General features: G+C 66.1%; 23 protein-coding genes. All 23 read right to left on the bottom strand.

Features of this window, described 5'->3' with window-relative positions; all coding sequences use genetic code 11:
* Positions 1-225: 225 nt before the first annotated feature.
* Positions 226-552 (bottom strand): hypothetical protein, encoded by a 327-nt coding sequence (locus tag MJ122_RS19200; RefSeq protein WP_088416228.1) that lies wholly within the window; start codon positions 550-552, stop codon positions 226-228.
* A gap of 139 nt (positions 553-691) precedes the next feature.
* Positions 692-2,392: an urease subunit alpha gene (ureC, locus tag MJ122_RS19195; protein WP_239745715.1), complete on the bottom strand. Its 1,701-nt coding sequence runs from the start codon at positions 2,390-2,392 to the stop codon at positions 692-694.
* Positions 2,393-2,542: 150 nt separating this feature from the next.
* The gene (locus MJ122_RS19190; protein ID WP_088416230.1) at positions 2,543-2,848 is read right to left on the bottom strand and encodes an urease subunit beta; all 306 of its coding nucleotides are present in this window, start codon (positions 2,846-2,848) and stop codon (positions 2,543-2,545) included.
* Entirely contained in the window at positions 2,845-3,351 is a 507-nt protein-coding gene (locus tag MJ122_RS19185; RefSeq protein WP_239745705.1) for a GNAT family N-acetyltransferase, read from the bottom strand. Before MJ122_RS19185 ends, MJ122_RS19190 begins: the two co-directional genes overlap by 4 nt.
* 72 nt (positions 3,352-3,423) lie before the next feature.
* The gene (ureA, locus tag MJ122_RS19180; RefSeq protein WP_088416232.1) at positions 3,424-3,726 is read right to left on the bottom strand and encodes an urease subunit gamma; all 303 of its coding nucleotides are present in this window, start codon (positions 3,724-3,726) and stop codon (positions 3,424-3,426) included.
* Between the two features lies 1 nt (position 3,727).
* The gene (locus tag MJ122_RS19175) at positions 3,728-4,561 is read right to left on the bottom strand and encodes an urease accessory protein UreD (protein ID WP_239745696.1); all 834 of its coding nucleotides are present in this window, start codon (positions 4,559-4,561) and stop codon (positions 3,728-3,730) included.
* A 284-nt stretch (positions 4,562-4,845) separates the two neighbouring features.
* Entirely contained in the window at positions 4,846-5,298 is a 453-nt protein-coding gene (locus MJ122_RS19170; protein ID WP_239745694.1) for a GNAT family N-acetyltransferase, read from the bottom strand.
* 77 nt (positions 5,299-5,375) lie between these two features.
* On the bottom strand, positions 5,376-6,074 hold the full coding sequence (urtE, locus tag MJ122_RS19165) for an urea ABC transporter ATP-binding subunit UrtE (protein ID WP_088416235.1): 699 nt from the start codon (positions 6,072-6,074) through the stop codon (positions 5,376-5,378).
* A 172-nt stretch (positions 6,075-6,246) separates the two neighbouring features.
* Positions 6,247-7,101 (bottom strand): urea ABC transporter ATP-binding protein UrtD, encoded by an 855-nt coding sequence (gene urtD / locus MJ122_RS19160; RefSeq protein WP_088416236.1) that lies wholly within the window; start codon positions 7,099-7,101, stop codon positions 6,247-6,249.
* On the bottom strand, positions 7,098-8,177 hold the full coding sequence (urtC, locus tag MJ122_RS19155) for an urea ABC transporter permease subunit UrtC (RefSeq protein WP_239745685.1): 1,080 nt from the start codon (positions 8,175-8,177) through the stop codon (positions 7,098-7,100). Before urtC ends, urtD begins: the two co-directional genes overlap by 4 nt.
* Positions 8,174-9,760: an urea ABC transporter permease subunit UrtB gene (gene urtB / locus MJ122_RS19150; RefSeq protein WP_239745684.1), complete on the bottom strand. Its 1,587-nt coding sequence runs from the start codon at positions 9,758-9,760 to the stop codon at positions 8,174-8,176. The genes urtC and urtB overlap by 4 nt, the downstream gene beginning before the upstream one ends.
* A gap of 245 nt (positions 9,761-10,005) precedes the next feature.
* Entirely contained in the window at positions 10,006-11,274 is a 1,269-nt protein-coding gene (urtA, locus tag MJ122_RS19145; RefSeq protein WP_239745667.1) for an urea ABC transporter substrate-binding protein, read from the bottom strand.
* A 237-nt stretch (positions 11,275-11,511) separates the two neighbouring features.
* Entirely contained in the window at positions 11,512-12,105 is a 594-nt protein-coding gene (locus tag MJ122_RS19140) for a MarC family protein (RefSeq protein WP_088416240.1), read from the bottom strand.
* A 138-nt stretch (positions 12,106-12,243) separates the two neighbouring features.
* On the bottom strand, positions 12,244-15,105 hold the full coding sequence (locus tag MJ122_RS19135) for a hybrid sensor histidine kinase/response regulator (protein ID WP_239745665.1): 2,862 nt from the start codon (positions 15,103-15,105) through the stop codon (positions 12,244-12,246).
* 125 nt (positions 15,106-15,230) lie between these two features.
* Positions 15,231-16,520: a phosphoribosylamine--glycine ligase gene (purD, locus tag MJ122_RS19130; RefSeq protein WP_239745655.1), complete on the bottom strand. Its 1,290-nt coding sequence runs from the start codon at positions 16,518-16,520 to the stop codon at positions 15,231-15,233.
* A gap of 235 nt (positions 16,521-16,755) precedes the next feature.
* On the bottom strand, positions 16,756-18,357 hold the full coding sequence (gene purH, locus MJ122_RS19125) for a bifunctional phosphoribosylaminoimidazolecarboxamide formyltransferase/IMP cyclohydrolase (protein ID WP_017518195.1): 1,602 nt from the start codon (positions 18,355-18,357) through the stop codon (positions 16,756-16,758).
* Positions 18,358-18,444: 87 nt separating this feature from the next.
* Positions 18,445-18,765 carry a DNA-binding transcriptional regulator Fis gene (fis, locus tag MJ122_RS19120; protein WP_026078947.1) on the bottom strand — a complete coding sequence of 107 codons (321 nt, stop codon included), beginning with the start codon at positions 18,763-18,765 and terminating at the stop codon, positions 18,445-18,447.
* Positions 18,762-19,769: a tRNA dihydrouridine synthase DusB gene (gene dusB, locus MJ122_RS19115; protein WP_088416243.1), complete on the bottom strand. Its 1,008-nt coding sequence runs from the start codon at positions 19,767-19,769 to the stop codon at positions 18,762-18,764. Before dusB ends, fis begins: the two co-directional genes overlap by 4 nt.
* A 221-nt stretch (positions 19,770-19,990) precedes the next feature.
* Positions 19,991-21,610 carry a DUF3426 domain-containing protein gene (locus tag MJ122_RS19110; protein ID WP_345772980.1) on the bottom strand — a complete coding sequence of 540 codons (1,620 nt, stop codon included), beginning with the start codon at positions 21,608-21,610 and terminating at the stop codon, positions 19,991-19,993.
* A gap of 59 nt (positions 21,611-21,669) precedes the next feature.
* The gene (gene prmA / locus MJ122_RS19100; protein WP_088416245.1) at positions 21,670-22,548 is read right to left on the bottom strand and encodes a 50S ribosomal protein L11 methyltransferase; all 879 of its coding nucleotides are present in this window, start codon (positions 22,546-22,548) and stop codon (positions 21,670-21,672) included.
* A 182-nt stretch (positions 22,549-22,730) separates the two neighbouring features.
* On the bottom strand, positions 22,731-24,080 hold the full coding sequence (accC, locus tag MJ122_RS19095; protein ID WP_017518190.1) for an acetyl-CoA carboxylase biotin carboxylase subunit: 1,350 nt from the start codon (positions 24,078-24,080) through the stop codon (positions 22,731-22,733).
* Between the two features lie 17 nt (positions 24,081-24,097).
* Positions 24,098-24,565 carry an acetyl-CoA carboxylase biotin carboxyl carrier protein gene (gene accB, locus MJ122_RS19090; protein ID WP_017518189.1) on the bottom strand — a complete coding sequence of 156 codons (468 nt, stop codon included), beginning with the start codon at positions 24,563-24,565 and terminating at the stop codon, positions 24,098-24,100.
* 24 nt (positions 24,566-24,589) lie between these two features.
* Entirely contained in the window at positions 24,590-25,033 is a 444-nt protein-coding gene (gene aroQ / locus MJ122_RS19085; RefSeq protein ID WP_015479055.1) for a type II 3-dehydroquinate dehydratase, read from the bottom strand.
* Positions 25,034-25,077: the final 44 nt, after the last annotated feature.

The raw sequence follows: 25,077 nt of genomic DNA, 5'->3' as shown, positions 1-25,077 counted from the left end.
GCGTTGGGGAGGCATGGCTGCGAGCCGTCGCGCCACGCCAGATCGGCCGCCGCGTAAGGCTTTGCCGTATCAGTGGGCACATTGTTCAGCGCGCGTTCAGGCAGCCGAATAAGACGAATCTCAATCGGCGGGCAGCGGGGCGGGGGGATGGAGCAAAGCTTGATTTATGGCAAAGGATGAAGCCGGACCGGGCATGGCGCGCCGGTCCGGAAAGCAGGCAGAGCCTTACTTGTTCAGCTTGATCACGTCACCGGAAACGGTGGTGGTGTAGCCGTTGAGGATCCAGGCCCAGAACCATTTTTCCTGCACCTGGGTGTTGATCAGCGCGTCGCCGCCCTTGGCCTTGATGGCGGCATCCTGTGCGCGGACAAAGCGGTCGTTCTGCTGGATCGGGATGAACTGGAACAGCATGACCCCGGTGGCCTTGCCTTCGCTGTGGCCGAGCACGGTGTACTGCTCGGGGCTGTAGGTCTGGGTCTTCATCGGGGTGCCGGTGCAGCCGGCGAGGACGGCGGTCGCCAGCAGGGTGGCGGCGATACGGGTGAACTTCACGTGACTCTCCTGAGTTGAAACCCCGGGACTCTTTCCCAGGGGGCCGCAGGGTAGCCATCATTGCGCCATAGCGGAAGCCGGCAATGTGTCGCAATCTTCGGAATCGGTCTTCGGAATAGTCTGTCCTTAGCAGCTTCTCTCAGAAGAGGAAGTACCGCTGCGCCATCGGCAGCACGTCCGCCGGTTCGCACCACAGCAACTGCCCATCGGCGCGCACCTGGTAGTTCTGCGCATCGACCTCGATGTGCGGCAGGTAGGCGTTGTGGATCAGGTCGGTCTTCTGCACCGTGCGGCAACCCTTCACCACGCCGATGGCCTTGCGCAGCCCCAGTTCGTGGTGCACGCCTGCGTCGAACGCGGCCTGGCTGATGAAGGTCAGGCAGGTGGCGTGGCGGCTGCCGGCAAAGCTGGCGAACATCGGCCGGTAATGCACCGGCTGCGGCGTCGGGATCGAGGCGTTGGCGTCGCCCATCAGGCTCGCGGCGATGGCACCGCCCTTGAGGATCAGGCTCGGCTTCACGCCGAAGAAGGCCGGGCGCCAGAGCACCAGGTCGGCCAGCTTGCCCACTTCGATGCTGCCCACTTCATGGGCCACGCCATGGGTGATCGCCGGGTTGATGGTGTACTTGGCGATGTAGCGCTTGGCGCGGAAGTTATCGTTGCGCGCGCCGTCGCCGTCCAGCGCGCCGCGCTGCTGCTTCATCTTGTCGGCGGTCTGCCAGGTGCGCGTGATCACCTCGCCCACGCGGCCCATGGCCTGGCTGTCGGAACTGATCATGCTGAAGGCGCCGAGGTCGTGGAGGATGTCCTCGGCGGCGATGGTCTCGCGGCGGATGCGCGACTCGGCGAAGGCCACGTCCTCGGCGATGCTCGGGTCCAGGTGGTGGCAGACCATGAGCATGTCCAGGTGTTCGTCGATGGTGTTGCGGGTGAAGGGCCGGGTCGGGTTGGTCGAGCTGGGCAGCACGTTGGCGAAGCCGCAGGCCTTGATGATGTCCGGCGCGTGGCCGCCACCGGCGCCTTCGGTGTGGTAGGTGTGGATGGTGCGGCCCTTGAACGCGGCGAGGGTGGTTTCGACGAAGCCGGATTCGTTGAGGGTGTCGGTGTGGATCGCCACCTGCACGTCGAGGCGGTCGGCCACGGACAGGCAGTTGTCGATGGCCGCCGGGGTGGTGCCCCAGTCCTCGTGCAGCTTCAGGCCGATGGCGCCGGCGCGCACCTGCTCCTCCAGCGGCAGCGGCAGGCTGGCGTTGCCCTTGCCGGTGAAGCCGATGTTCATCGGGAAGGCATCGGCGGCCTGGAGCATGCGCGCCATATGCCAGGGACCGGAGGTGCAGGTGGTGGCGTTGGTGCCGGTGGCCGGCCCGGTGCCGCCACCGATCATGGTGGTGACCCCGCTCATCAGCGCCTCTTCGATCTGCTGCGGGCAGATGAAGTGGATGTGCGTGTCGATGCCGCCGGCGGTGAGGATCATGCCTTCGCCGGCGATCACTTCGGTGCTGGCGCCCAGGGCGATGGTCACGCCGGGCTGGATGTCCGGGTTGCCGGCCTTGCCGATGGCGGCGATGCGGCCGTGCTTCAAGCCCACGTCGGCCTTGACGATGCCCCAGTGATCGAGGATCAGCGCGTTGGTGATCACTGTGTCGACGACCTGCGCAGCGCACAGCTGGCCCTGGCCCATGCCGTCGCGGATGACCTTGCCGCCGCCGAACTTCACTTCCTCGCCGTAGACGGTGAAGTCCTGCTCCACCTCGATCCACAGGTGGGTGTCGGCCAGGCGCACGCGGTCGCCGACGGTGGGGCCGAACATGTCGGCGTAGGCTTGTCTGCTGATTTTCATCGGGGCTCCTTGGTCATTCCCTGCGCTGGTTTGCCCTCTCCCCAACCCTCTCCCTGAAGGGAGAGGAGGCTGATCGGAGCACAGTGTGGTTCCGCCGTGGCGGTCTGCTTTCTTCCTCTCCTCTCAGGGAGAGGGCGGGGGAGAGGGCTCTCAGAGCGCCCCCATCACCCGTCCGGCAAATCCATAAACCTTCCTGTCCCCCGCCAGCTCCACCAGTTCCACCTCGCGGCTCTGCCCCGGCTCGAAGCGCACTGCTGTTCCGGCAGGAATGTTCAGGCGCATGCCGCGTGCCGCGTCGCGGTCGAACAGCAGCGCGTCGTTGGTCTCGAAGAAGTGGTAGTGCGAGCCGACCTGGATCGGCCGGTCGCCGCTATTGGCCACCGTCAGGGCAAGGGTGCGGCGGCCGGCGTTGAGTTCGATCTCGCCGCTCTGGATGTCGTATTCGCCAGGAATCATGGGGCGCTCCTTGGGTCGAGGATCAGTTGCATGAAGGTCAGGTCCAGCCAGCGGCCAAACTTCTGACCGACCTGGGGCATCTGCCCGGTGATGGCGAAGCCCAGGCGCTCGTGCAGGCGGATCGACGCCGCGTTGCCGCTCTCGATGGCCGCGACCATCACGTGCAGCCCTTGGGCGCGGGCGCGCTCGATCAGCGCCTGCATCAGCAGCGGACCCAGCCCCTTGCCGCGCTGGTCGGCGCGCACGTAGACCGAGTGCTCGACGGTCTCGCGGAAGCCATCGAAGGCGCGCCATGGGCCGTAGCTCGCATAGCCCACCACTTCGCCGCCATCCTCGGCCACCAGCACCGGGAACCCCTGCTGCTCGCGCAGAGCAAGCCACTGGCGGCGGTTCTCCAGGTCGATGGCGGCCTCGTTCCAGATCGCGGTGGTGTTGAGCACGGCGTCGTTGTAGATGTCGCGCAGACTGCCGAGGTCGGCTTGGCTGGCGTCGCGGATGAGCATGGTGGTTCCTCTGTACGTAGGGCGAACGAAGCGGAACGCTTCATCCGCCGTTGTCTTTGCACCGCAGCGTGATCAAGCGATGGGCTGGTGCACGGTGACCAGTTTGGTGCCGTCCGGGAAGGTGGCTTCCACCTGGATCTCCGGGATCATCTCCGGCACGCCTTCCATCACCTGTTCGCGGGTCAGCAGCGTGGTGCCGTAGTGCATCAGCTCGGCCACCGTCCGGCCATCGCGGGCGCCTTCGAGCAGCGCAGCGGAAATCAGCGCCACGGCTTCCGGGTAGTTGAGTTTCACACCACGGGCCAGGCGGCGCTCGGCGACCAGGCCGGCGGTGAAGATCAGCAGTTTGTCTTTTTCGCGGGGCGTCAGGTCCATCTCAGGTGCTCCAGATTCGTGGCGGAACGGCCTCGCGGCCGAGCAGCGCGGGCCGCAGCCGGCGCCAGAGTTCAATGAGCCAGGCGCGGGCGTGCAGCGCCTCGTGGGCGAGGCAGCGGGCGACCACCAGGCCGGGCAGTTGGGTGAGATTGCCGCGTCCCTGGCAGGGGGCGGCGCGGCAGGCCTCGAGCAGTGCCGCGTCGACCTGCCCGCTGGCGATCAGCGTCGCCATCACCGGATGGCCGGCGAGGCCGATGGGCGAATCCAGCAGGCGGTCGCTACCCGTTACGCGCTGGCGCTCGTGCCACAGGCGCCGGCCGTCCCGACGGATGTCCAGGGCGGCGGCGAAATGCCCGTCGTCAAAACGCTCGCCGCTGGCCGGGCGGCCGAGGGCGACGATGTCCCAATAGAACAACCGGCCGTCCCCTTCGAGCTCGATGCGTGTGATCAGCTCGGCCTGCGCGCCGGAGTAGACGATGGTTTCCTGCGGCAGCCATTCCAGCGTGGCGCCGGGGCCGACGCGGATGTCCAGCTGCTGCTGCGCCGGGCAGTTGGCACGGTACCACTTGGCGGCGCCGGGGCTGGTGAGCTGCGCCCAGCTGTCCTGGCCGGCGTGGATGTCGAGGTTCAGGGTGTCGCCGCCGGCGATGCCGCCGGGCGGGTGCACGACGATGTGTTGGCAGACCTGCGGCCCTTCGGCGTACAGGTGCTTCTGCACCCGCAGCGGCCCGAGATGGCGCCGGGTGACTGGGCGCGAGCTGTCGCCGACGCGGGCGTAGGACAGCTCCAGCTCGGCGTGCCAGGCGGGGTGGAAGAGGGTGGCCGGTGCGTTCATGGGCAGCTTCGAAACGAAGGATGCACGGGACAGAGCAAGCGGCGTGCCGGAACGCGCCAGGATAGTGCATGAGGCCTGCTGGTAATGCCGCAATGCAGGTTTGGCGAGGGTTTGAAACGGAGCGGGGGATTGTCCGATCGGTCAGGTATGGGCGCGGTTGCGGTGCAACAGCGCTGCGCATGCACTCAAACGGTGCGTGGGAGCGGACTCTGTCCGCGATTGATTCGCCTCCCGCGCAGGGATAGGCTGATCGCAGATGGATCCGCTCCTACAAGAGCCGTGCCTCAGCCCAGCTGCTTGCGCATGTACACGCGGCGGAAGCCGTTTTCCAGCCGGCGCGCGTATTCCCGGTAGCCGTTCTTCGCGTACAGCTCGATGTTCTCCACCATGCGTTCGTTGGTGTAGAGGTACAGCGACGGGTAGCCCAGCTGCGCGGCGGCTTGCTCGGCGTGTACCAGCAGCTCGCGGCCGATGCCTTGCCCCGAGCACTCGGGCAGCACGGCGATGTTGTCGAGCAGGAAACCTTCGTCGGTCTCGCGCATCACCAGCAGGCCGACCGGCGCACCGTCCTGTTCGGCGATCAGCACGCGGTCCTCGGCGATCACCGCGTGGTAGTCGTCGAGCATCGGCCCCGGCTTGCGGCCCAGTTTGGGAATCCACTGGGCGTAGGCCGCCGCCACGCAGACCGCGGCGAATCCGGCGTCGTCGTTGACGGCGGGACGCAGGGTGATCGGCATGGCGGGCTCCAGAAATAACCAGTACGGGGCTTGGCAGCTTGCCATTCACCGCCATCATCCGCCAGTGACAGGTCGTCTCAGATGGCCACCAGCCCGCGTACACCGTCGCTTTCCATGTCCACGCCGCGCCCCTGCTGGACGATCTCGCCGCGGGACATCACCAGGTACTGGTCGGCCAGTTCGGCGGCGAAATCGTAGAACTGCTCCACCAGCAGGATGGCCATGTCGCCGCGTTCGGCGAGCTTGCGGATCACCGCGCCGATCTCCTTGATCACCGAGGGCTGGATGCCTTCGGTGGGCTCGTCGAGGATCAGCAGGCGCGGCCGGCTGGCCAGCGCGCGGCCGATGGCGAGCTGTTGCTGCTGGCCGCCGGAAAGGTCGCCGCCGCGGCGCTGCTTCATTTCCCGGAGCACCGGGAACAGCTCGTAGATGAATTCGGGCACGGCCTTGGCCTGGCCTGCGCTGAAACGCGACAGCCCCATCAGCAGGTTCTCCTCCACCGTCAGGCGGGGGAAGATTTCCCGTCCCTGCGGCACGTAGGCGATGCCGGCGTGCACGCGCTGGTGCGGCTTGAAACCGGTGATCGGCTTGCCTTCCCAACTGACCTTGCCGTCCTTGGCCGGCACCAGGCCCATCAGGCAGCGCAGCAGGGTGGTCTTGCCCACGCCGTTGCGCCCGAGCAGGCAGGTGACCTCGCCGATCTTCGCGTCGAACGACAGGCCACGCAGGATGTGGCTGCCGCCGTAGTACTGGTGGAGTTTGTCGACTTGCAGCATGGATTAGTTCCTGGGCTCTTGGCTTTGAGAACGCCGTTGTAAAAGGCCGTGATCGCGCCTGTGGATGCAAGGCGCCGGGCACTTCACCCAGCGGAGTTGCCGACTGGCAATGAGCATGGGGGAAGTGTCCGGCAACGCCGCAGACGCGGGTGCGAGTGCGGCCGATTCAGAACTAGCGGCCGAGATAGACCTCTATGACCTGTTCGTTCGCCTGCACGTCCTCCAGCGAACCCTCGGCCAGCACATGCCCCTGGTGCAGCACGCTGACGTGGTCGGCGATGCTGCCGACGAAGCCCATGTCGTGCTCGACCACCATCAGCGAATGTTTTCCCGCGAGGGACTTGAACAGTTCGGCGGTGAACTCGGTCTCGGCGTCGGTCATGCCCGCCACAGGCTCGTCGAGCAGCAGCAATTGCGGCTCCTGCACCAGCAGCATGCCGATCTCCAGGAACTGCTTCTGCCCGTGGGACAGCAATCCGGCGGGGCGATTGCGCGACTCGCGCAGGCGGATGGTGGCGAGCACCTCTTCGATACGATCCTTCTGCTCGCCGGTCAGTTTCGCCTTGAGGCTGGCCCACACCGACTTGTCGGTCTTCTGCGCAAGTTCCAGGTTCTCGAACACCGAAAGCGCTTCGAATACCGTGGGCTTCTGGAATTTGCGGCCGATGCCGGCCTGGGCGATCTCCACTTCGCTCATGCGGGTGAGGTCGAGGGTTTCGCCGAAGTAGGCCTTGCCGTTGTCCGGGCGGGTCTTGCCGGTGATCACGTCCATCAGCGTGGTCTTGCCCGCGCCGTTGGGGCCGATGATGCAGCGCAGCTCGCCGACGCCGATGTACAGCGTCAGGTCGCGCAGGGCGCGGAAGCCGTCGAAGCTGACGTTGATGTCTTCCAGGGTGAGGATGGTGCCGTGGCGCACGTCCAGCTGGCCGCTGGCGCTCGAACCGATGCCGATGGCATCGCGGCTGGCGCCCGGGTCGCGGTTGGGATCGTAGGCCGGTTCCAGCATCAGGTGGGGGACCGCTCTCATTGCTCTTTCTCCCGCTTGATCAAGCCAAGGATGCCGCGCGGCAGATACAGGGTGACGAGGATGAACAGCGCGCCGAGGAAGAACAGCCAGTACTCGGGGAAGGCGACGGTGAACCAGCTCTTCGCGCCGTTCACCACGCCGGCGCCCAGCAGCGGGCCGATCAGCGTGCCGCGCCCGCCCAGGGCGACCCAGACGGCGGCTTCGATGGAGTTGGTCGGCGACATTTCGCTGGGGTTGATGATGCCCACCAGCGGCACGAAGAGTGCTCCGGCCAGGCCGCAGAGCACCGCGCTCAGTGTCCAGACGAAGAGCTTGTAGCCGCGCGGGTCGTAGCCGCAGAACATCAGGCGGTTCTCCGCGTCGCGCAGGGCGGTGAGGACCCGGCCGAACTTGCTGCGCGCCAGGGCGAAGCCGATGGCCAGGCTTGCCGCCAGTAGCAGGACGATGGCGATGAACAGTGCTGCTCGAGTGCCCGGCGCGGTGATCGAAAAGCCCAGGATGCTGCGGAAGTTGGTAAAGCCGTTGTTGCCGCCGAAGCCCGTCTCGTTGCGGAAGAACAGCAGCATGCCGGCGAAGGTCAGCGCCTGGGTCATGATCGAGAAGTACACGCCCTTGATCCGCGAGCGGAAGGCGAAGAAACCGAACACCAGCGCCAGCAGGCCGGGCGCCAGCACGACGAGGCACAGCGCCCAGAGGAAGTGCTGGGTTCCGGCCCAGTACCAGGGCAGCTCCGTCCACGAGAGGAAGGTCATGAACGCGGGCAACTGGTCGCCGGCGGCCTCGCGCATCAGGTACATGCCCATGGCGTAGCCGCCCAGGGCGAAGAACAGGCCGTGGCCCAGGGACAGCAGGCCGGCGTAGCCCCAGACCAGGTCCAGCGCCAGGGCAACGATGGCGTAGCAGAGGATCTTGCCAGTGAGCGTCAGCCCGTAGGCGGAGAGGTGCAGTGCGTGGCTCTCCGGCAGCAGGTGCAGCAGCGGCAGGACCAGCAGCACGATGAGCGCGGCGCCGACAAGTCCGGCGGTCAGTTTCGGGCCGGCCTTCTGTGCGGCCGTCACGGTGAGTGGCTGGTTCAATCGATGACCCTCCCTTTCAGAGCGAAGAGCCCCTGCGGACGTTTCTGGATGAACAGGATGATCAGCGCGAGGATCAGGATCTTGCCCAGCACCGCGCCGATCTGCGGCTCGAGGATCTTGTTCGCCAGGCCCAGGCCGAAGGCGGCCAGCACGCTGCCGGCGAGCTGGCCGACACCGCCGAGCACCACCACCAGGAAGGAGTCGATGATGTAGCTCTGGCCCAGGTCCGGGCCAACGTTGCCGACCTGCGACAGCGCCACGCCGCCCAGGCCGGCGATGCCCGAGCCGAGGCCGAAGGCGAGCATGTCCACGCGGCCGGTGGGCACGCCGCAGCAGGCGGCCATGTTGCGGTTCTGGGTGACGGCACGGACGTTCAAGCCCAGCCGCGTGCGGTTGAGCAGCAACCAGGTGAGCGCCAGTACGAACAGCGCGAAGCCGATGATGACGATGCGGTTCCACGGCAGCACGAGATTGGGCAGCACCTGGATGCCGCCGGAAAGCCAGGCGGGGTTGGCGACCTCGACGTTCTGCGCGCCGAACAGCACGCGTACCAGCTGGATCAGCACCAGGCTGATGCCCCAGGTGGCGAGCAGGGTTTCCAGCGGGCGGCCGTAGAGGTGGCGGATCACCGTACGCTCCAGGGCCATGCCGATGCACGCGGTGACCAGGAAGGCCACCGGCAGCGCCAGCAGCGGGTACAGCTCCAGCAGGCCGGGGGCGAAGCGCTGGCAGAGCAGCTGCACCACGTAGGTGGAGTAGGCGCCAAGCATCAGCATCTCGCCGTGGGCCATGTTGATCACCCCGAGCAGGCCGTAGGTGATCGCCAGGCCCAGCGCCGCCAGCAGCAGGATCGAGCCCAGCGACAGGCCGCTGAAAGCCTGGCCGAACAGGTCGCCCATCAGTAGCCGGCGCTTGACCTGGCCAAGGCTGGTGGCGGCGGCGGTGCGCACGGACTCGTCGGGTTCGATGGCGGGGTCGAGAAGGTTTTCCAGGCGGGTGCGCGCCTGGGGATCGCCGGATTCGCCCAGCAGGCGCACGGCGGAGAGGCGCACCGCTGGAGCCGGGTCGGCCAGTTGCAGGTTGGCCAGGGCCAGTTGCAGGGCGGCTTTGACGCTGTCGTCCGACTCTTCGTTGAGGCGGTATTCGAGCAGCGTGCGTTGCGCCGGGCGGGCGCTCTTCTGCAACTGGCGCGCGGCTTCCAGGCGTACTTCGGGACTGTCGGCGACCAGTTGGTGGCTGGCCATGGCGGTGTTCACCAGGCCGCGCAGGCGGTTGTTCAGGCGCAGCTTGTCGGGCTCGCCGACCGCAGGAGCGCCGCCTTCGACCGGGTGGTATTCGCCATCGTCACCGCGAAGGAAGGCACGACCCTGCGTATCGACGGCCAGGCGGCCGGACTGGATGGCGTCCAGCAACGGCAGGCGGTTGGCGTTGGGGGCGGCGGCCCATTGCTCGAGCAATTGGGCGCGGGCGTCGTTGTCGGCGCTGGCGAAGTCCTGCGCGGGGCCGGCGAAGGCGAGCTGCGGCAGCAGTGCGGCCAGCAGCAGTGCGCAGAAGCGGAGCAGGTGGAGCGAGGCAGTGGGCATGCGTGTTGTTTCCCCTGAGAGGCGGGTGTGGGCGGATGCACCCTCTCCCCAGCCCTCTCCCTGAAGGGAGAGGGAGCTGTCCGTGCCGCTCGATACGTAGGTGCCATCCTGCGCCTGGCTGTCCTTCTCCTGTCAGAAAGAGAGACTGTCCGAGCCGGCTGACGCCGTGGCTTGATCTTGCGCCATACGGTCCCCTCTCCCTTCAGGGAGAGGGTTAGGGAGAGGGGCTCTGGGCCCGCTCCAGATCAGTTGCTACGCACCGCGTAATCCGGCTTCTTGTCGTTGCCCGGAATGAACGGGCTCCACGGCTGGGCGCGGATCGGCTCGGGGGTCTTCCAGACCACGTTGAACTGACCGTTGTCCTCGATCTCGCCGATCATCACCGGCTTGTGCAGGTGGTGGTTGGTCTTGTCCATGGTCAGGGTGAAGCCTGACGGCGCCTTGAAGGTCTGCCCGCCCATGGCCTCGCGGACCTTGTCCACGTCGGTACTTCCGGCCTTCTGGGCGGCCTGCGCCCACATGTGGATGCCGACGTAGGTGGCCTCCATCGGGTCGTTGGTCACGGCGGTGCTGTAGTTGGGCAGGTTCTTGGCCTTGGCGTAGGCCTTCCAGTCGGCGACGAACTTGCTGTTCTCCGGGTTCTTCACCGACTCGAAGTAGTTCCACGCGGCGAGGTTGCCCACCAGCGGCTTGGTGTCGATGCCGCGCAGCTCTTCCTCGCCCACGGAGAAGGCCACCACCGGGACCTCGGTGGCCTCCAGCCCCTGGTTGGCCAGCTCCTTGTAGAACGGCACGTTGGAGTCGCCATTGACGGTGGAGATCACCGCCGTCTTGCCGCCGGCGGAGAACTTCTTGATGTCGGCGACGATGGTCTGGTAGTCGCTGTGGCCGAACGGCGTGTAGACCTCCTGGATGTCCTTGTCGGCCACGCCTTTGCTGTGCAGGAAGGCGCGCAGGATCTTGTTGGTGGTGCGCGGGTAGACGTAGTCGGTACCCAGGAGGAAGAAGCGCTTGGCGGCGCCGCCATCCTCGCTCATCAGGTACTCCACTGCCGGGATGGCCTGCTGGTTCGGTGCGGCACCGGTGTAGAAGACGTTGGGCGACATTTCTTCACCCTCGTATTGCACCGGGTAGAACAGCAGGCCGTTGAGTTCCTCGAATACCGGCAACACCGATTTGCGCGACACGCTGGTCCAGCAGCCGAAGACCACCGCGACCTTGTCCTGGGTCAGCAGCTGGCGCGCCTTCTCGGCGAACAGCGGCCAGTTGGAGGCCGGGTCGACCACCACCGCCTCGAGCTTCTTGCCGTTCACCCCGCCCTTGGCGTTGATCTCGTCGATGGTCATCAGCGCCATGTCCTTGAGCGAGGTCTCGGAGATCGCCATGGTGCCGGACAGCGAATGCAGGATGCCGACCTTGATGGTCTCGGCGGCCTGGGAGCTGAACGGGAACAGGCCGGTGAGCAGCAGGGCGCTCATGGCCAGCGTACTTTTCAACAGCGGACGACGTTTCATCGCGGCAGCCTCCTTGGCTATCCAGGGGCGGGGAGTTGCCGGTGCGGCAGCTTCCCCGGAAATGGGGCGATCCGTGGACCGGATCGAAGCTGCCATCGCAGCATCCATGCCAAACAGGCAAAAGCCTCGGCGTAGATGGGCTGCACGCGATTTTCTGTCGTAACGGTAAGGTTTTTCAGTGCGCGGCTTTGGTGCGCCGAACGCGCTTTGGCGCACGGCGCTCCCCAATGGTGCGCACTACTGTGGAATGAAGTAGCCGCGCACGCCGGTCATGATGATCTGCGCGGCGAGGGCGCAGACGAACAACCCCATCAGGCGGCTGACGATCATCAGCCCTTGCTCGCCGAGTACCTTCTCGATCTTGTCGGACAGGTAGAGCGTGACGCCCACGGTCAGGCAGGCGAGGAATATCGCCGCCATGGCCAGCAGCTTGTGCTCCCAGTCCTGGTTCACGCCCATCACCAGCAGCGCGCCAATGGTGCCCGGGCCGACCGTGATGGGAATGGTCAGCGGGACTATGGTGACGTCCTGCTGCACGTTGTCCGCCTGCACGGCCGAACGACCCTGGGCCATGCCCAGCGCGGAGATGAACAGCACGCTGCCCGCGCCGATGCGGAAGGCGTCGGCGGTGATGCCGAACAGGGTGAAGATATAGCGCCCAAACAGGTACAGCAGCACGCTGGCGATCAGTGCCGCCAGGGCCACGCGCCAGGCCATGCGCTTGCGGTCGCGCGGGGCGAAGCCGCGGTTCAGGCTGATGAAGCAGGAAAGGACGAAGAACGGGCTGTAGAGCACCAGCATCTTCAGGTACACGCTGAACATCACTTGCATGGGAACGACTCGTCCGGATTGAGAGGGCGCGGCAGGGCACAGCATAGCGGGTGGCGCGGCGGGAGGCATTGCGGCGGGGCAAATGCCCGCTCGGTCTGTCGGCTCCTACGCCAAGGGAGAGGACGGGCGGGGGCGAAATCAGGAAGGCAGCGCGTCGCTCTGCTGGCGCAGGCGGCGATCGCGTTCGCCGACCCAGTAGGCCACCAGCTCGCGCAGTTGCGACAGCTCCACCGGCTTGGCCATGTGGCCGTCCATGCCGACCAGCCGCGCGCGCTCCTTGTGCTCGCTGAGGATGTGCGCGGTGAGCGCCACCACCGGGGTGTGCGGGCGCTGCTCGCTGGCTTCCCAGGCGCGCAGGCGCTCGGTGGCGGAGAAACCGTCGAGTACCGGCATCTCGCAGTCCATCAGCACCAGGTCGTACTGGGTGGACTTCATCGCCGCCAGCGCTTCCTCACCGTTGCTGGCGGTATCGGGCTGCAGGTTGAGCTTGCTCAGCATGCCGCGGATGACCTTGGTGGAGATGCTGTTGTCCTCGGCGACGAGGATGCGGAAATCGGTCGGCGGCACGTTCGAGGCCGGTTCGCTCGCTGGCGACAGGTAGTTGCTGACGCCGCTCGGGCCGCGCTGCGACAGTTCTTCGGCGAGGGTCGCCTTGAGCGTGTAACCGGCCACCGGCTTGGCGAGGATGCGCTTGATGCCCGCGTTGCGCGCGATGATCTTGCTCGGCGCATTGCTGATGCCCGTGAGCATGATCAGCAGGAGGTCGTGATTGATATTCGGGTCTTCCTGGATCTTGGTGGCCAGCTGCATGCCGGTCATGCCGGGCATGTCCTGGTCGAGCAGGACCACGTCGAAGTATTCGCGCAGGTGCGCCTTGGTGCGCAGTTGGGCCAGCGCTTCCTTGCCCGAGGACACCGCGCTGACGTTCATGCCCCAGGCGCTGCACTGCTGCACCACCACCTTGCGGCAGGTCTGGTTGTCGTCCACCACCAGCAGGCGGGCGCCCTGCAACGGGCCGTCGAGGTCGGCGCCGGACTGGTCGATCTGCTGCGGGTCCAGCGGCAGGCTGAGCCACAACAGGTTGCCGGCGCCTTCGGCGCCTTGGCCGCTTTCGATACCGCTCTCGATGCCAAAGTCGCCGGACATCAGGCGGATCAGCTGGCGCGCGATGATCAGGCCAAGGCGGCTGCTGATGCGGGTGGCGGAGAGGAAGTCGCGGCTGTGCAGCTCGGCGGTGAGCAGCGCCTGGCGGTCGGCGCTGTCCAGCGGTCGGCCGCTGTCCTGTACGGCGATGCGCAGGCGCGGACGCTCTGGCGGTCCGTCGAGGGCGACGACGAGCAGAATCTCGCCCTCGTCGGTCTGCTTGAAGGCGTTGTCCAGCAGGCTCAGCACGGCCTGGCGCAGGCGTGTCGGGTCGCCGCTGACGATGCGCGGCACCTGCGGCTGGGTGAAGCTGATCAGTTCGACTTTCTGCTGCTCGGCCTTGGCGCGGAAGATCGCCAGGCAGTCCTCGATCAGCGCGCCGAGGTCGAACTGCACCTCGTCCAGCTCGATCTGTCCGGACTCCAGCTTGGAGATGTCGAGAATCTCGTTGATCAGCGACAGCAGTTCGTTGCCCGCACTGTGGATGGTCTGCACGTAATCGCGCTGCTTGGCCGAGAGCGGGGTGCCGAGCAGCAACTCGGTCATGCCCAGCACGCCGTTCATGGGGGTGCGGATCTCGTGGCTGATCTTGGCCAGGAAGTCGCCCTTGGCCTGCAACTCAGCCGCATGCGCCGCCTCGCTGGTGCGCTGCTGCAGGTTGAGCTGCTGCAGCAGGCGCTGGCGCTCGGTAAGCGACACGCTGAGGATGAATCCGGCGAGGGTGGCGAAGCTGAAGACGCCCAGTACCAGCCAGCCCGGCTCCAGCTGGTGGGTGCCGAACAGAACCGGCAGGAACACCAGGAAGCCACCGTTGAATACCAGCATGCCGATGGTGACCAGGCGAGCCGGGCGGTAGCCGTGGTACCAGTGCCAGGCGGCCACCAGCGGCACACTGAGCGAGCAGAGGATCACCAGCAGGTAGACCAGCCAGCTGAACCAGAACACCTGGGTGAAGGCGATGAGCATGCCGATCAGCAGGATTGCCAGTGCCTCGGCGTGGAGCAGGCGATTGAGCGGGCTGTTCACGGTGCCGCGGAAGAAGCTGGCCGCAAAACCCAGCAGGCAGACAGCGGCGCCCAGCGCCCCAAGGTCGGCAACCAGCGACTGGTTGAACGTCAGCCAGGGCAGGGCGAAGGCCACCAGCCCCAGGTTGGCGGCGGCGCAAAGCGCCAGCGACCCATGCATCGCCGCCAGCCAGAGGCTGCTGGTGCTGCCGCGCATGTAGGCGAAGCGGGTGAGGTTGTACAGCATCAGCAGGAGCATGGCGCCCAGGAGCATGCCGAAGAAGTACGCCGGCCGCTCCAGGGCCACCAGGCCGGCGTCGTCGATCTGTTCGAACCAGGCCATCAGCGGATGGTTGGAGGTCATCCGCACGTAGAGCGTCATCGGCTGGCCATCGGTAGGCAGCGCGAAGAGATAGGAGCGCGAAGGCAGCGGGCGCTCCTGGAACGGCCGGAGCTCACCGGTGTGCAGCTGCTTTTGCAGCCGGCCGTCCTGCACCAGGTAGTAATCGAGGTACTGAACGCGCGGGGCGAAGATCCACAGCCAGCTGGGGCGCTGCTGCGCCGGCAGCTGCACTTGCAGCCAGACGGCCTGGGAACTGGCGGGGTAGATGAAGGAGTGTTTGTCGAGCGGGAAGAATTGCTGTTTGCGTTGCAGGACGTCGGCGATCTGCAGTTGCGCGCTCTCGTCGCGCAGGACGTTCCAATGCGCGGTGAGTGGAGGCGGTGTCGAGGTATTACGCAGGACAACGGACTGCGGCGCCAGGGTTGCATCGCCATTACTCGACGCAGCCAGCGCAGGCAACAGCAGCACGAGGCTGATGAGCAGTCCTATGGCAATCCAGAGCCGACGCACGGCGAAGTCCCTTCGGTAGTGAGTGGTCGAATTATAGCCAAGTGTACTGAGGCCCGGAATCCACCCGTGCACGCGGGGATCAGGGTAGCGGAGGCGTCCGACGGCGGACGCCTCCGCCCGTCGGATCAGCCCTCGCCGCGTTCGCGAGCGATGGCGCGATAGCCGATGTCCTTGCGGTAGAAGCTGCCGTTCCAGCGGACCTTCTCGGCCAGGCGATAAGCCTGTTCCTGGGCCGAGGAAACGCTCGGGCCGATGGCGGTGGCGCACAGCACGCGGCCGCCGCTGGTGACGACCTGGCCGTCCTTCAGCGCGGTACCGGCGTGGAACACCTTGCCGTCGAGCTTGGCGGCTTCGTCCAGGCCCTCGATGACGTCACCCTTGGCGTAGTCGCCCGGGTAGCCGCCGGCGGCCAATACGACACCCACGGTGGGACGCGGGTCCCAGGTGGCTTCGACCTTGTCCAGCGCCTTGGCCAGGGCGGCCTCGACCAGCAGGACCAGGGACGATTCGAGGCGGACCATGATCGGCTGGGTCTCCGGGTCGCCGAAGCGGCAGTTGAACTCGATGACCTTCGGCGCGCCGCTCTTGTCGATCATCAGGCCGGCGTAGAGGAAGCCGGTGTAGACGTTGCCTTCTTCGGCCATGCCGCGCACGGTCGGGTAGATCACTTCGTCCATTACGCGCTGGTGCACGTCGGCAGTCACCACCGGAGCGGGGGAGTACGCACCCATGCCGCCGGTGTTCGGGCCGGTATCGCCGTCGCCGACGCGCTTGTGGTCCTGGCTGGTGGCCATGGGCAGCACGTTCTGGCCGTCGACCATGACGATGAAACTGGCTTCCTCACCGTCGAGGAATTCCTCGATCACCACGCGCGAACCGGCGTCACCGAAGGCGTTGCCGGCGAGCATGTCGCGCACGGCGTCTTCGGCTTCGGCCAGGGTCATGGCGACGATCACGCCCTTGCCTGCGGCCAGGCCGTCGGCCTTGATCACGATGGGCGCGCCTTTCTCCTTCAGGTAGGCCAGCGCCGGCTCGACTTCGGTGAAGTTCTGGTAGTCGGCGGTGGGGATCCTGTGGCGCGCGAGGAAGTCCTTGGTGAAGGCCTTGGAGCCTTCCAGCTGGGCGGCGCCGGCGGTGGGGCCGAAGATGTCCAGACCGCGGGCGCGGAACAGGTCGACCACGCCTTTGACCAGTGGGGCCTCGGGGCCGACTATGGTCAGCTGCACGTTCTTCGCGGCGAAGTCGGCCAGCTCTTCCAGGGCCAGCACGTCAATGGCGACGTTCTCGCACTTGGCTTCAGTCGCGGTGCCGGCGTTGCCCGGCGCGACGAAGACCTTCTGTACGCGCGAATCCTGCGCGACCTTCCAGGCCAGCGCGTGCTCGCGACCGCCGCTGCCGATGATGAGTACGTTCATTGGAGTTCTCCTGAACAGTTCCGGCTTGGCCGGATCGTTGGGTATCGCTTCGCTCCACCCAACCTACGAATTCTCACGATCAGTCCGCTCTTCACGAACCAGTCTCAAGGGGCGCAATCGGGCTCGTAGATGCAAGGCGCCCGGCCCTTCACCCAGCGGAGTTGCCTTCTGGCAATGAGCATGGGGGAAGGGCCGGGCAACGCCGCAGATGCGAGTCCGAGTGCGTCCTTGCCACTTAGTGGCGGAAGTGGCGCATACCGGTGAACACCATGGCTATGCCGGCTTCGTCGGCAGCGGCGATCACTTCGTTGTCGCGCATCGAGCCACCCGGCTGGATCACGGCGGTGATGCCGGCCTTGGCCGCGTTGTCGATGCCGTCGCGGAACGGGAAGAAGGCGTCGGAGGCCATGACCGCGCCCTTCACTTCCAGGCCAGCGTGCTCGGCCTTGATGGCGGCGATACGGGCGGAGTTCACACGGCTCATCTGGCCGGCGCCGACACCGACGGTCTGGCGGTTCTTGGCATAGACGATGGCGTTGGATTTCACGAACTTGGCGACTTTCCAGGCGAAGATCAGGTCGTGGATTTCCTGCTCGCTCGGGGCGCGCTGGGTGACGATCTTCAGGTCATCGGCGGTGATCATGCCGATGTCGCGGCTCTGTACCAGCAGGCCGCCGTTGACGCGCTTGAAGTCCCAGCCGGCAGGACGCTCGGCCGGCCATTCGCCGCATTCCAGCAGGCGCACGTTGGCCTTGGCGGCAACCACGGCGCGGGCGGCTTCGGAGACTTTCGGGGCGATGATGACTTCGACGAACTGGCGTTCGACGATGGCCTGGGCGGTCTCGCCGTCCAGCTCGCGGTTGAAGGCGATGATGCCGCCGAAGGCCGATTCGGTGTCGGTGGCGTAGGCCAGGTCATAGGCCTTGCGGATGCCGCCTTCGTTTTCCGGAACCACGGCCACGCCGCACGGGTTGGCGTGCTTGACGATGACGCAGGCCGGCTTGACGAAGCTCTTCACGCATTCCAGCGCGGCGTCGGTGTCGGCCACGTTGTTGAACGACAGCTCCTTGCCCTGCAGCTGGATGGCGGTGGAGACGCTGGCCTCGCCGCCTTCGACGTAGAACGCCGCACTCTGGTGCGGGTTCTCGCCGTAGCGCATGTCCTGGGCCTTGATGAACTGGCTGTTGAAGGTGCGCGGGAACTGCAGGCGATTCTCGGTGGACAGCGTCTCGGCGTCCTGGTCGATGGTGCCCAGGTAGTTGGCGATCATGCCGTCGTAGGCGGAGGTGTGCTCGAACGCCTTGAGGGCCAGGTTGAAGCGCTGGGCGTAGGTCAGGCCTCCGTCCTTCAGGGCCGCGATGACGCCTGCATAGTCGGTGGAGTTGACCACGATGGCGACGTCCTTGTGGTTCTTCGCCGCGCTGCGGACCATGGTCGGGCCGCCGATGTCGATGTTCTCGATGGCGTCGGGCAGGGTGCAGCCGGGTTTGGCCACGGTGGCGGCGAAGGGGTACAGGTTGACCGCGACCAGGTCGATCGGCTTGATGCCGTGCTCCTGCATCACCGCGCCGTCGATGTCGCGACGACCGAGGATGCCGCCGTGGACTTTCGGGTGCAGGGTTTTCACGCGGCCGTCCATCATCTCCGGGAAGCCGGTGTAGTCGGCCACTTCCACGGCGGCGATGGCGTTGTCCCTGAGCAGCTTGTAGGTGCCGCCGGTGGAGAGAATCTCCACGCCGAGGGCTGCCAGCTCACGGGCGAAATCGACGACGCCGGTCTTGTCGGAAACGCTGATCAGCGCACGGCGGACGGGCAGGCGGGTGGTTTGGTCGGTCATAGCGGCTTCCACAAAGGCTTCGGGCTTTTCGCGTGTCAGGCGCGGGCCCGGCTGACCTCGAGGTCGCGGGCCCGCGCCTGCCACCTGTCAGAGAAGATCGTACTGCTTGAGTTTCTTGCGCAGGGTCCCGCGGTTCAGCCCCAGCAGTTCGGAGGCTTTGGTCTGGTTACCCTTCACGTAGTTCATGACGGTTTCCAGCAGCGGTGCTTCGACTTCGCAAAGCACCATGTTGTACACGTCCGTGACCGGCTGCCCTTCGAGATGGGCGAAATAGTTGTGCAGCGCCTTTTCCACGCTGTCGCGGAGGGTCTGGCCCTCCTGCGTCGGAGTGGTCAGGTGCTGTTTAAGGTTGGCGTTGTCGCTCACGGGTGTCATTCCACTCACTAATGTCTCGGTCATCGTTGTCATGCGGCCACCCCTTCTCCGTTATTGTGGCGCTCGGCGAAGAACTGCCTGACGCTGGCGCTCTGTGCATCCGTGTCCTGCAAACGATTGAACTGGGAGCGGAACTCCGCCGCTCCCGGTAGGGTCGCGAGGTACCAGCCCACATGCTTGCGGGCAATTCGCACACCCATTTCCTCCCCATAAAACGCATGCAATGCAGCGAGGTGCTCGAGCAGGATGCCCTGCACCTCGTGCAGACTCGGCGCCGGCAGCAGCTCGCCGGTGCTCAGGTAATGATCGACTTCGCGGAATATCCAGGGGTTGCCCTGGGCGGCGCGGCCGATCAGCAGGGCATCCACGCCCGTCTGCTCGAAAACCTGCCGTGCCTTGCGCGGCGAATCGATATCACCATTGGCGAAGACCGGAATCGAAACCGCCTGCTTGATCGCCGCGATGGTTTCGTACTCCGCCTCGCCGGTGTAGAGGTCGGCACGCGTCCTGCCGTGCACCGCCAGCGCCTGAATGCCCGACTGCTCGGCGATCCGCGCCACCGTCACACCGTTCTTGTTCGACCGGTCCCAACCGGTACGAATCTTCAGGGTGACGGGAACCTCTACGGCCGCGACCACCGCCTCGAGGATGTCGGCCACCAGCCGTTCATCCTTCATCAGCGCGGAACCCGCGGCCTTGTTGCAAACCTTCTTCGCCGGACACCCCATGTTGATGTCGATGATCTGGGCGCCGAGCTCCACGTTGCACCTTGCGGCTTCCGCGAGCATCTGCGGGTCGCCGCCGGCGATCTGCACCGAACGTGGCTGGTCCTCGTGGTCGTGCTGCAGGCGCAGGCGCGACTTGCGGCTGTTCCACAGGCGGACGTCGCTGGTGACCATCTCCGAGACCACCATGCCGGCGCCGAGGCGGCGACAAAGCTGGCGGAACGGACGATCGGTGACGCCGGCCATCGGGGCCAGGATCAGTCTGTTGGGCAGTGTGTAGGAGCCGATGCGTACCACCGACTGGTTTTCCATGGTCAATGGGGCGGGAACACCGAGGCGCCGCGCGTTAGGGACTCGCGGGTGCGTTTCGGGGCCTGCCACCGGTGCTAGCAAAAAAGGGAGGGCATGATACCCGCTCTCGATGACCGGATAAAGGCGAATTTGGATAAATTCTGAACAGCTCCGGGCTTAGCACTCAAGGTAGGAAGACGAGCGGAGCTGGCGTTCTCAGGCGCTTTGAGCTACCCGCCGGGTCATTCCGGCGAGTGGAAGCTCAGGCTGTAGTTCACTGCCTTCGGACCCGGATCGAGGATGTCCAAGGAGATGTGGATCGGCGTCTGCGGCGGCATCTCGTTCTGCCCGGCCAACTCCCCCGAGAGGTATTCGCTGGGCTTGAAACGACGGCTGGCGATCAGTTGGCCATTCAGGTCGGCGAAGCGCATCTCCAGCAGCGGGAAAGGCTGGGAGAAGTTGGCGCGGTTGTAGATGATCGCGTCGACCACCAGTGCGCCGCTGAAGTCCGGGTGGCTGCGCACCACCAGGTTGCTGCTGCGGATCTGCTCCACATCGACCTTGGAGGGCAGGGTACAGCCCAGCTCCGGGCAGGCCTGGGCGAACCACGGGCGGTACTGGTCCTGGCGCGCCAGTTCGTCGAAGTGATAGGCGATGTACTGGCCGGCGAGGCCGGCCAGGGCCAGCAATACCAGCAGCAGCCAGATCAGGCGGCGGCCCCAGCGGCGCTTGGGCTTCTGCCAGTCGAGCTGCAGGGGTTCGTCGCTCAGGTCGTGCAGGCCGCCATCGTGCAGGGCGGGTTCGGCGCGGCGGTTGTCGCCGCGCGGGTCGGCCAGCGGCGGAGCTTCGTCCTGGTCCTCGTCCGCTTCGGGTTCGTCATCGTCGCGGCGGGCGCTGAAGGCAGGAAGCTTTTCCTCGTCGGTCTCTACCCGCAAGGGCTCCATGCGCCGGGGTGCTGGATCGATGCGTGGTTCGTCTTCCGGTTCGTCCTCCGGCTCTTCGGGCTGGGGAGCCGTGTCGGCTACCAGGCGTGCGCTGGCGGGCGGCTCCTCGGGCTCGTCGGCGGACAGTCGGCCGAGGCTGGGCTCCTGGCGGGATGCCCGGCTGGCGCCGTTCTGTTCCTCTTCCAGCAGCGCTTCGGCCCAGCGTTCGTCATGCGGGTCGCGCTTTTCTTCCTGACGGGTCTGCAGGGCCTCGCTGGGGCGCGGGGCGCGATCGATGCTGAGGAACTCCTGGGACAGTTCGAATTCATCGAGCTTGGCCAGTTCCTCGTCGAGATTGAGGCTGTCCAGGTCGAGGTCGTCGTGAATCCACAGGGTTTCGTCTTTTTTCGACGGCACGGGAGCGGGCCTGGACGGCTCGCTGGTCACGGTTGCCGCGGGGGCGATCACCGTGGTGGCCGGGGCAGGTTCGACCACGGGGGCCGGTTTCGCTTCTGCCTTGGGTTCGACGACGGCGGGTTTTTCCGCCACATCGCTGGAATGCCTTGCCGCATGGGGCGCCAGCGGCCAGCCGAGGGTGGCGGTGCCGGGGGTGGCGGGTGCCGCTGGCCTTTCGGGGGTGAAGGTCGTGAAGGCTGGCGTGGGACTCGGCGCCGCTGCGACGGGCTGCGGAGCTTTCGGCGGAGCAGGTGGCGCGACCGGCTCGGGGTTCGGGACAGGTCCTGGGGCGTCGACCGGCGGTGCTGCCCTGACAGTCGGTGCGGGAACCTGGGACGGCTCGCCCACCATGTTCTGCGGCGCGCTGAACACTTTCAGGCAGGTTCCGCAGCGCACAGCACCGCTGGCCGCACCCAGTTGCGCCGCGTTGACGCGGAAACGGGTCTGGCAATGTGGGCACTGTGTGATGAAGCTGTCGCTCATGCGGCGGTCCGGCGGAAAAAACTGGCGGTTAGTCTAACTCAAGCCCCTTGCGGCGGGCATCAGCGGCGGCGGCCGCTGATGCGGATCCAGCCGTCGCGCTCGGCGGTCGGGTCGAGATCGAAGGCGTCGGCATAGGCGGCGCGAACTTCCTCGGCCTGCTCGGCGAGGATGCCCGAGAGGGCCAGCAGGCCACCGGATTTCACCAGGCCGGTGAGCTGTTCTGCCAATGTGACCAGCGGACCGGCCAGAATGTTCGCCACCAGGACGTCCGCCTGTGCCTTGGGCAGATCGGCGGGCAGGTAGACGGGGAATTTCGCCGGGTCGATGCCGTTGCGCGAGGCATTGTCGCGGGAGGCTTCCAGCGCCTGCGGGTCGATGTCGGTGCCGACAGCCTGTTCGGCGCCCAGCAGCAGCGCGGCGATGGCGAGGATGCCCGAGCCGCAGCCGAAATCCAGTACCTGCTGGCCGGCCAGCTCCTGGCCGTCGAGCCACTCCAGGCATAGCGCCGTGGTCGGATGGGTGCCGGTGCCGAATGCCAGGCCCGGGTCGAGCAGCAGGTTCACCGCTTCCGGCTCCGGGGCCTCGTGCCAGCTGGGGACGATCCACAGGCGGCGGCCGAAGCGCATCGGCTTGAAGTTGTCCATCCAGCTGCGTTCCCAGTCCTGGTCCTCGATGCGCTCGATCTGGTGCTCCGGCAGTGCGCCGCCGGTGAGCAGCGAAAGGTGGGCGATCAGCGCCGTCTCGTCGGTGTCAGCCTCGAACAGAGCGAGCAGGTGGGTGTGGCTCCACAGCGGGGTGGTGCCCAGGTCCGGCTCGAAGATCGGCTGGTCTTCGGCGTCCATGAAGGTCACGGAGACGGCGCCAACTTCCAGCAGCGCATCTTCATAGGTTTCCGCCTGATCCGGGGTGATGGCGAGTCGGACTTGAAGCCAGGGCATGGGGCGGTACCTCGATCGTGCTGGGATGGCGCTGGAAAAGACAACGGACCGCCTGGGCGGCCCGCAGATAAAGGCGGCAAGCTTACTGCACGGCACCCTGCCATGCCAGCGTGCAGGGGCCGCAAAGCACAAGGGCCGCCCGGAGGCAGCCCTTGTGATGGAGCGAGGCGGAGCAGGCAGGCTCAGTGCTTGTCCATGCCCAGCTTCTTCTCCAGGTAGTGGATGTTCACGCCACCCTTGCAGAACTCTTTATCGCGGACCAGCTCCTTGTGCAGCTCGGTGTTGGTCTTGATGCCGTCGACGATCAGCTCGTCCAGCGCATTGCGCATGCGCGCCATGGCTTCATCGCGGTCCTTGCCGTAGGTGATGATCTTGCCCACCAGCGAGTCGTAGTTCGGCGGTACGGCGTAGCCGCTGTACAGGTGCGAATCCACACGCACGCCGTTGCCGCCCGGTGCGTGGAAGTGCTTCACCTTGCCGGGGCTGGGCATGAAGGTCTTCGGGTCTTCGGCGTTGATCCGGCATTCCAGCGCGTGGCCACGGATGACCACGTCTTCCTGGCGGATCGACAGCTTGTTGCCCGAGGCGATGCTGAGCATTTCCTTGACGATGTCGATACCGGTGACCATCTCCGACACCGGATGCTCCACCTGCACGCGGGTGTTCATCTCGATGAAGTAGAAGCGGCCGTTCTCGTAGAGGAACTCGAAGGTGCCGGCGCCACGGTAGCCGATTTCCACGCAGGCCTGGACGCAGCGGGCCAGCACTTCGGCGCGGGCCTTCTCGTCGATGCCGGGGGCTGGGGCTTCTTCCAGCACCTTCTGGTGACGACGCTGCAGGGAGCAGTCGCGGTCGCCCAGGTGGATGGCGTTGCCCTGGCCGTCGGAGAGGACCTGGACTTCCACGTGACGCGGGTTGGTCAGGAACTTCTCCAGGTAGACCATCGAGTTGCCGAAGGCCGCGCCCGCTTCGGTGCGGGTCAGCTTGGCGGACTTGATCAGGTCTTCCTCGTGGTGCACCACGCGCATGCCGCGACCACCACCGCCACCGGCGGCCTTGATGATCACCGGGTAGCCGACCTCGCGGGCGATCGCCAGCGCGGTCTCTTCGTCTTCGGGCAGCGGGCCGTCGGAGCCCGGCACGGTCGGCACACCGGCTTTCTTCATGGCGTCCTTGGCGGACACCTTGTCACCCATCAGGCGGATGACGTCGGCGCTGGGGCCGATGAAGGTGAAGCCCGAGCGCTCGACCTGCTCGGCGAAGTCGGCGTTCTCGGCGAGGAAGCCATAGCCGGGGTGGATACCCACGGCGCCGGTGACCTCGGCCGCGGCGATGATCGCCGGGATGTGCAGGTAGGACTGCGCGGCCGGGGCCGGACCGATGCAGACCGCTTCGTCGGCCAGCGACAGGTGCATCAGCTCGCGGTCGGCGGTCGAGTGCACGGCCACTGTCTTGATGCCCAGCTCCTTGCACGCGCGCAGGATGCGCAGCGCGATTTCGCCGCGGTTGGCGATCAGTACTTTTTCCAACATCGCAGGTTCCCCGCGGTTTAAACGATGGTGAACAGGGGCTGGTCGAACTCGACCGGCTGGCCGTTCTCCACGAGGATCTGGCCGATCACGCCGCTGGTCTCGGCCTCGATGTGGTTCATCATCTTCATGGCTTCGACGATGCACAGGATGTCGCCTTTCTTCACGCTCTGGCCGACTTCGACGAAGTTGGCGGAGGTCGGCGAGGCTGCGCGGTAGAAGGTGCCGACCATCGGCGAGCGTACGGCGCCGGCGAGGTTCTGCGCAGCCGGAGCGGCTTCAGCGGCCGGGGCGGCAGCGGCAGCGGCGGCGACCGGAGCGGCGGCCGGAGCCGGAGCGTAGGCCGGGGCGGCAGCGTAGATCGGCTGGGCGGCGGTCTTGCTGTGACGGCTGATGCGTACGGACTCTTCGCCCTCTTTGATCTCCAGTTCGTCGATACCGGATTCTTCGAGCAGTTCGATCAGTTTCTTGACTTTACGGATGTCCATCAGTGTTCGCTCTCCCAGGTGAGGTCACGGGCGTTCAAGTTGTTCAAGGGCGGATTCCAGGGCCAGGCGGTAGCCTGTGGCTCCCAGACCGCAGATCACCCCTACCGCCACGTCGGAAAAGTAGGAGTGATGCCGGAAAGGTTCACGTTTGTGCACGTTGGAGAGGTGCACTTCGATGAATGGGATGCTCACTGCGAGCAATGCGTCACGTAGAGCGACACTTGTATGCGTGAAAGCGGCCGGATTGATGAGGATGAAGTCCACGCCTTCGTTGCGCGCGGCATGGATCCGGTCGATCAATTCGTACTCGGCGTTGCTCTGCAGGTGCATCAGGTGGTGGCCGGCCTCGCGGGCGCGGCGCTCCAGGTCCTGGTTGATCTGCTCGAGGGTGACGGAGCCGTACTTGTCGGGCTCGCGGGTACCCAGCAGGTTGAGGTTGGGCCCGTGCAATACCAGTAAGGTCGCCATCTGGATGCGGTAGTCCTTGTTCTTGGCGGGGAAAGAGTGGGCGG

Origin of the sequence: Pseudomonas sp. DP-17 (assembly GCF_022380625.1) — a bacterium.
Lineage (GTDB): Bacteria > Pseudomonadota > Gammaproteobacteria > Pseudomonadales > Pseudomonadaceae > Pseudomonas > Pseudomonas nitroreducens_A.
Note: the sequence above shows the minus strand (reverse complement) of the source record. Positions and strands in the feature narration are given on the sequence as shown.

Bases quoted from the DNA above. Each gene is read 5' to 3' on its own strand.
- ureC (WP_239745715.1), bottom strand. From the start codon at position 2,392: ATGAAAATCAGCAGACAAGCCTACGCCGACATGTTCGGCCCCACCGTC.
- MJ122_RS19190 (WP_088416230.1), bottom strand. From the start codon at position 2,848: ATGATTCCTGGCGAATACGACATCCAGAGCGGCGAGATCGAACTCAAC.
- MJ122_RS19185 (WP_239745705.1), bottom strand. From the start codon at position 3,351: ATGCTCATCCGCGACGCCAGCCAAGCCGACCTCGGCAGTCTGCGCGAC.
- ureA (WP_088416232.1), bottom strand. From the start codon at position 3,726: ATGGACCTGACGCCCCGCGAAAAAGACAAACTGCTGATCTTCACCGCC.
- MJ122_RS19175 (WP_239745696.1), bottom strand. From the start codon at position 4,561: ATGAACGCACCGGCCACCCTCTTCCACCCCGCCTGGCACGCCGAGCTG.
- MJ122_RS19170 (WP_239745694.1), bottom strand. From the start codon at position 5,298: ATGCCGATCACCCTGCGTCCCGCCGTCAACGACGACGCCGGATTCGCC.
- urtE (WP_088416235.1), bottom strand. From the start codon at position 6,074: ATGCTGCAAGTCGACAAACTCCACCAGTACTACGGCGGCAGCCACATC.
- urtD (WP_088416236.1), bottom strand. From the start codon at position 7,101: ATGAGAGCGGTCCCCCACCTGATGCTGGAACCGGCCTACGATCCCAAC.
- urtB (WP_239745684.1), bottom strand. From the start codon at position 9,760: ATGCCCACTGCCTCGCTCCACCTGCTCCGCTTCTGCGCACTGCTGCTG.
- urtA (WP_239745667.1), bottom strand. From the start codon at position 11,274: ATGAAACGTCGTCCGCTGTTGAAAAGTACGCTGGCCATGAGCGCCCTG.
- MJ122_RS19140 (WP_088416240.1), bottom strand. From the start codon at position 12,105: ATGCAAGTGATGTTCAGCGTGTACCTGAAGATGCTGGTGCTCTACAGC.
- purD (WP_239745655.1), bottom strand. From the start codon at position 16,520: ATGAACGTACTCATCATCGGCAGCGGCGGTCGCGAGCACGCGCTGGCC.
- purH (WP_017518195.1), bottom strand. From the start codon at position 18,357: ATGACCGACCAAACCACCCGCCTGCCCGTCCGCCGTGCGCTGATCAGC.
- fis (WP_026078947.1), bottom strand. From the start codon at position 18,765: ATGACAACGATGACCGAGACATTAGTGAGTGGAATGACACCCGTGAGC.
- dusB (WP_088416243.1), bottom strand. From the start codon at position 19,769: ATGGAAAACCAGTCGGTGGTACGCATCGGCTCCTACACACTGCCCAAC.
- MJ122_RS19110 (WP_345772980.1), bottom strand. From the start codon at position 21,610: ATGAGCGACAGCTTCATCACACAGTGCCCACATTGCCAGACCCGTTTC.
- prmA (WP_088416245.1), bottom strand. From the start codon at position 22,548: ATGCCCTGGCTTCAAGTCCGACTCGCCATCACCCCGGATCAGGCGGAA.
- accC (WP_017518190.1), bottom strand. From the start codon at position 24,080: ATGTTGGAAAAAGTACTGATCGCCAACCGCGGCGAAATCGCGCTGCGC.
- accB (WP_017518189.1), bottom strand. From the start codon at position 24,565: ATGGACATCCGTAAAGTCAAGAAACTGATCGAACTGCTCGAAGAATCC.
- aroQ (WP_015479055.1), bottom strand. From the start codon at position 25,033: ATGGCGACCTTACTGGTATTGCACGGGCCCAACCTCAACCTGCTGGGT.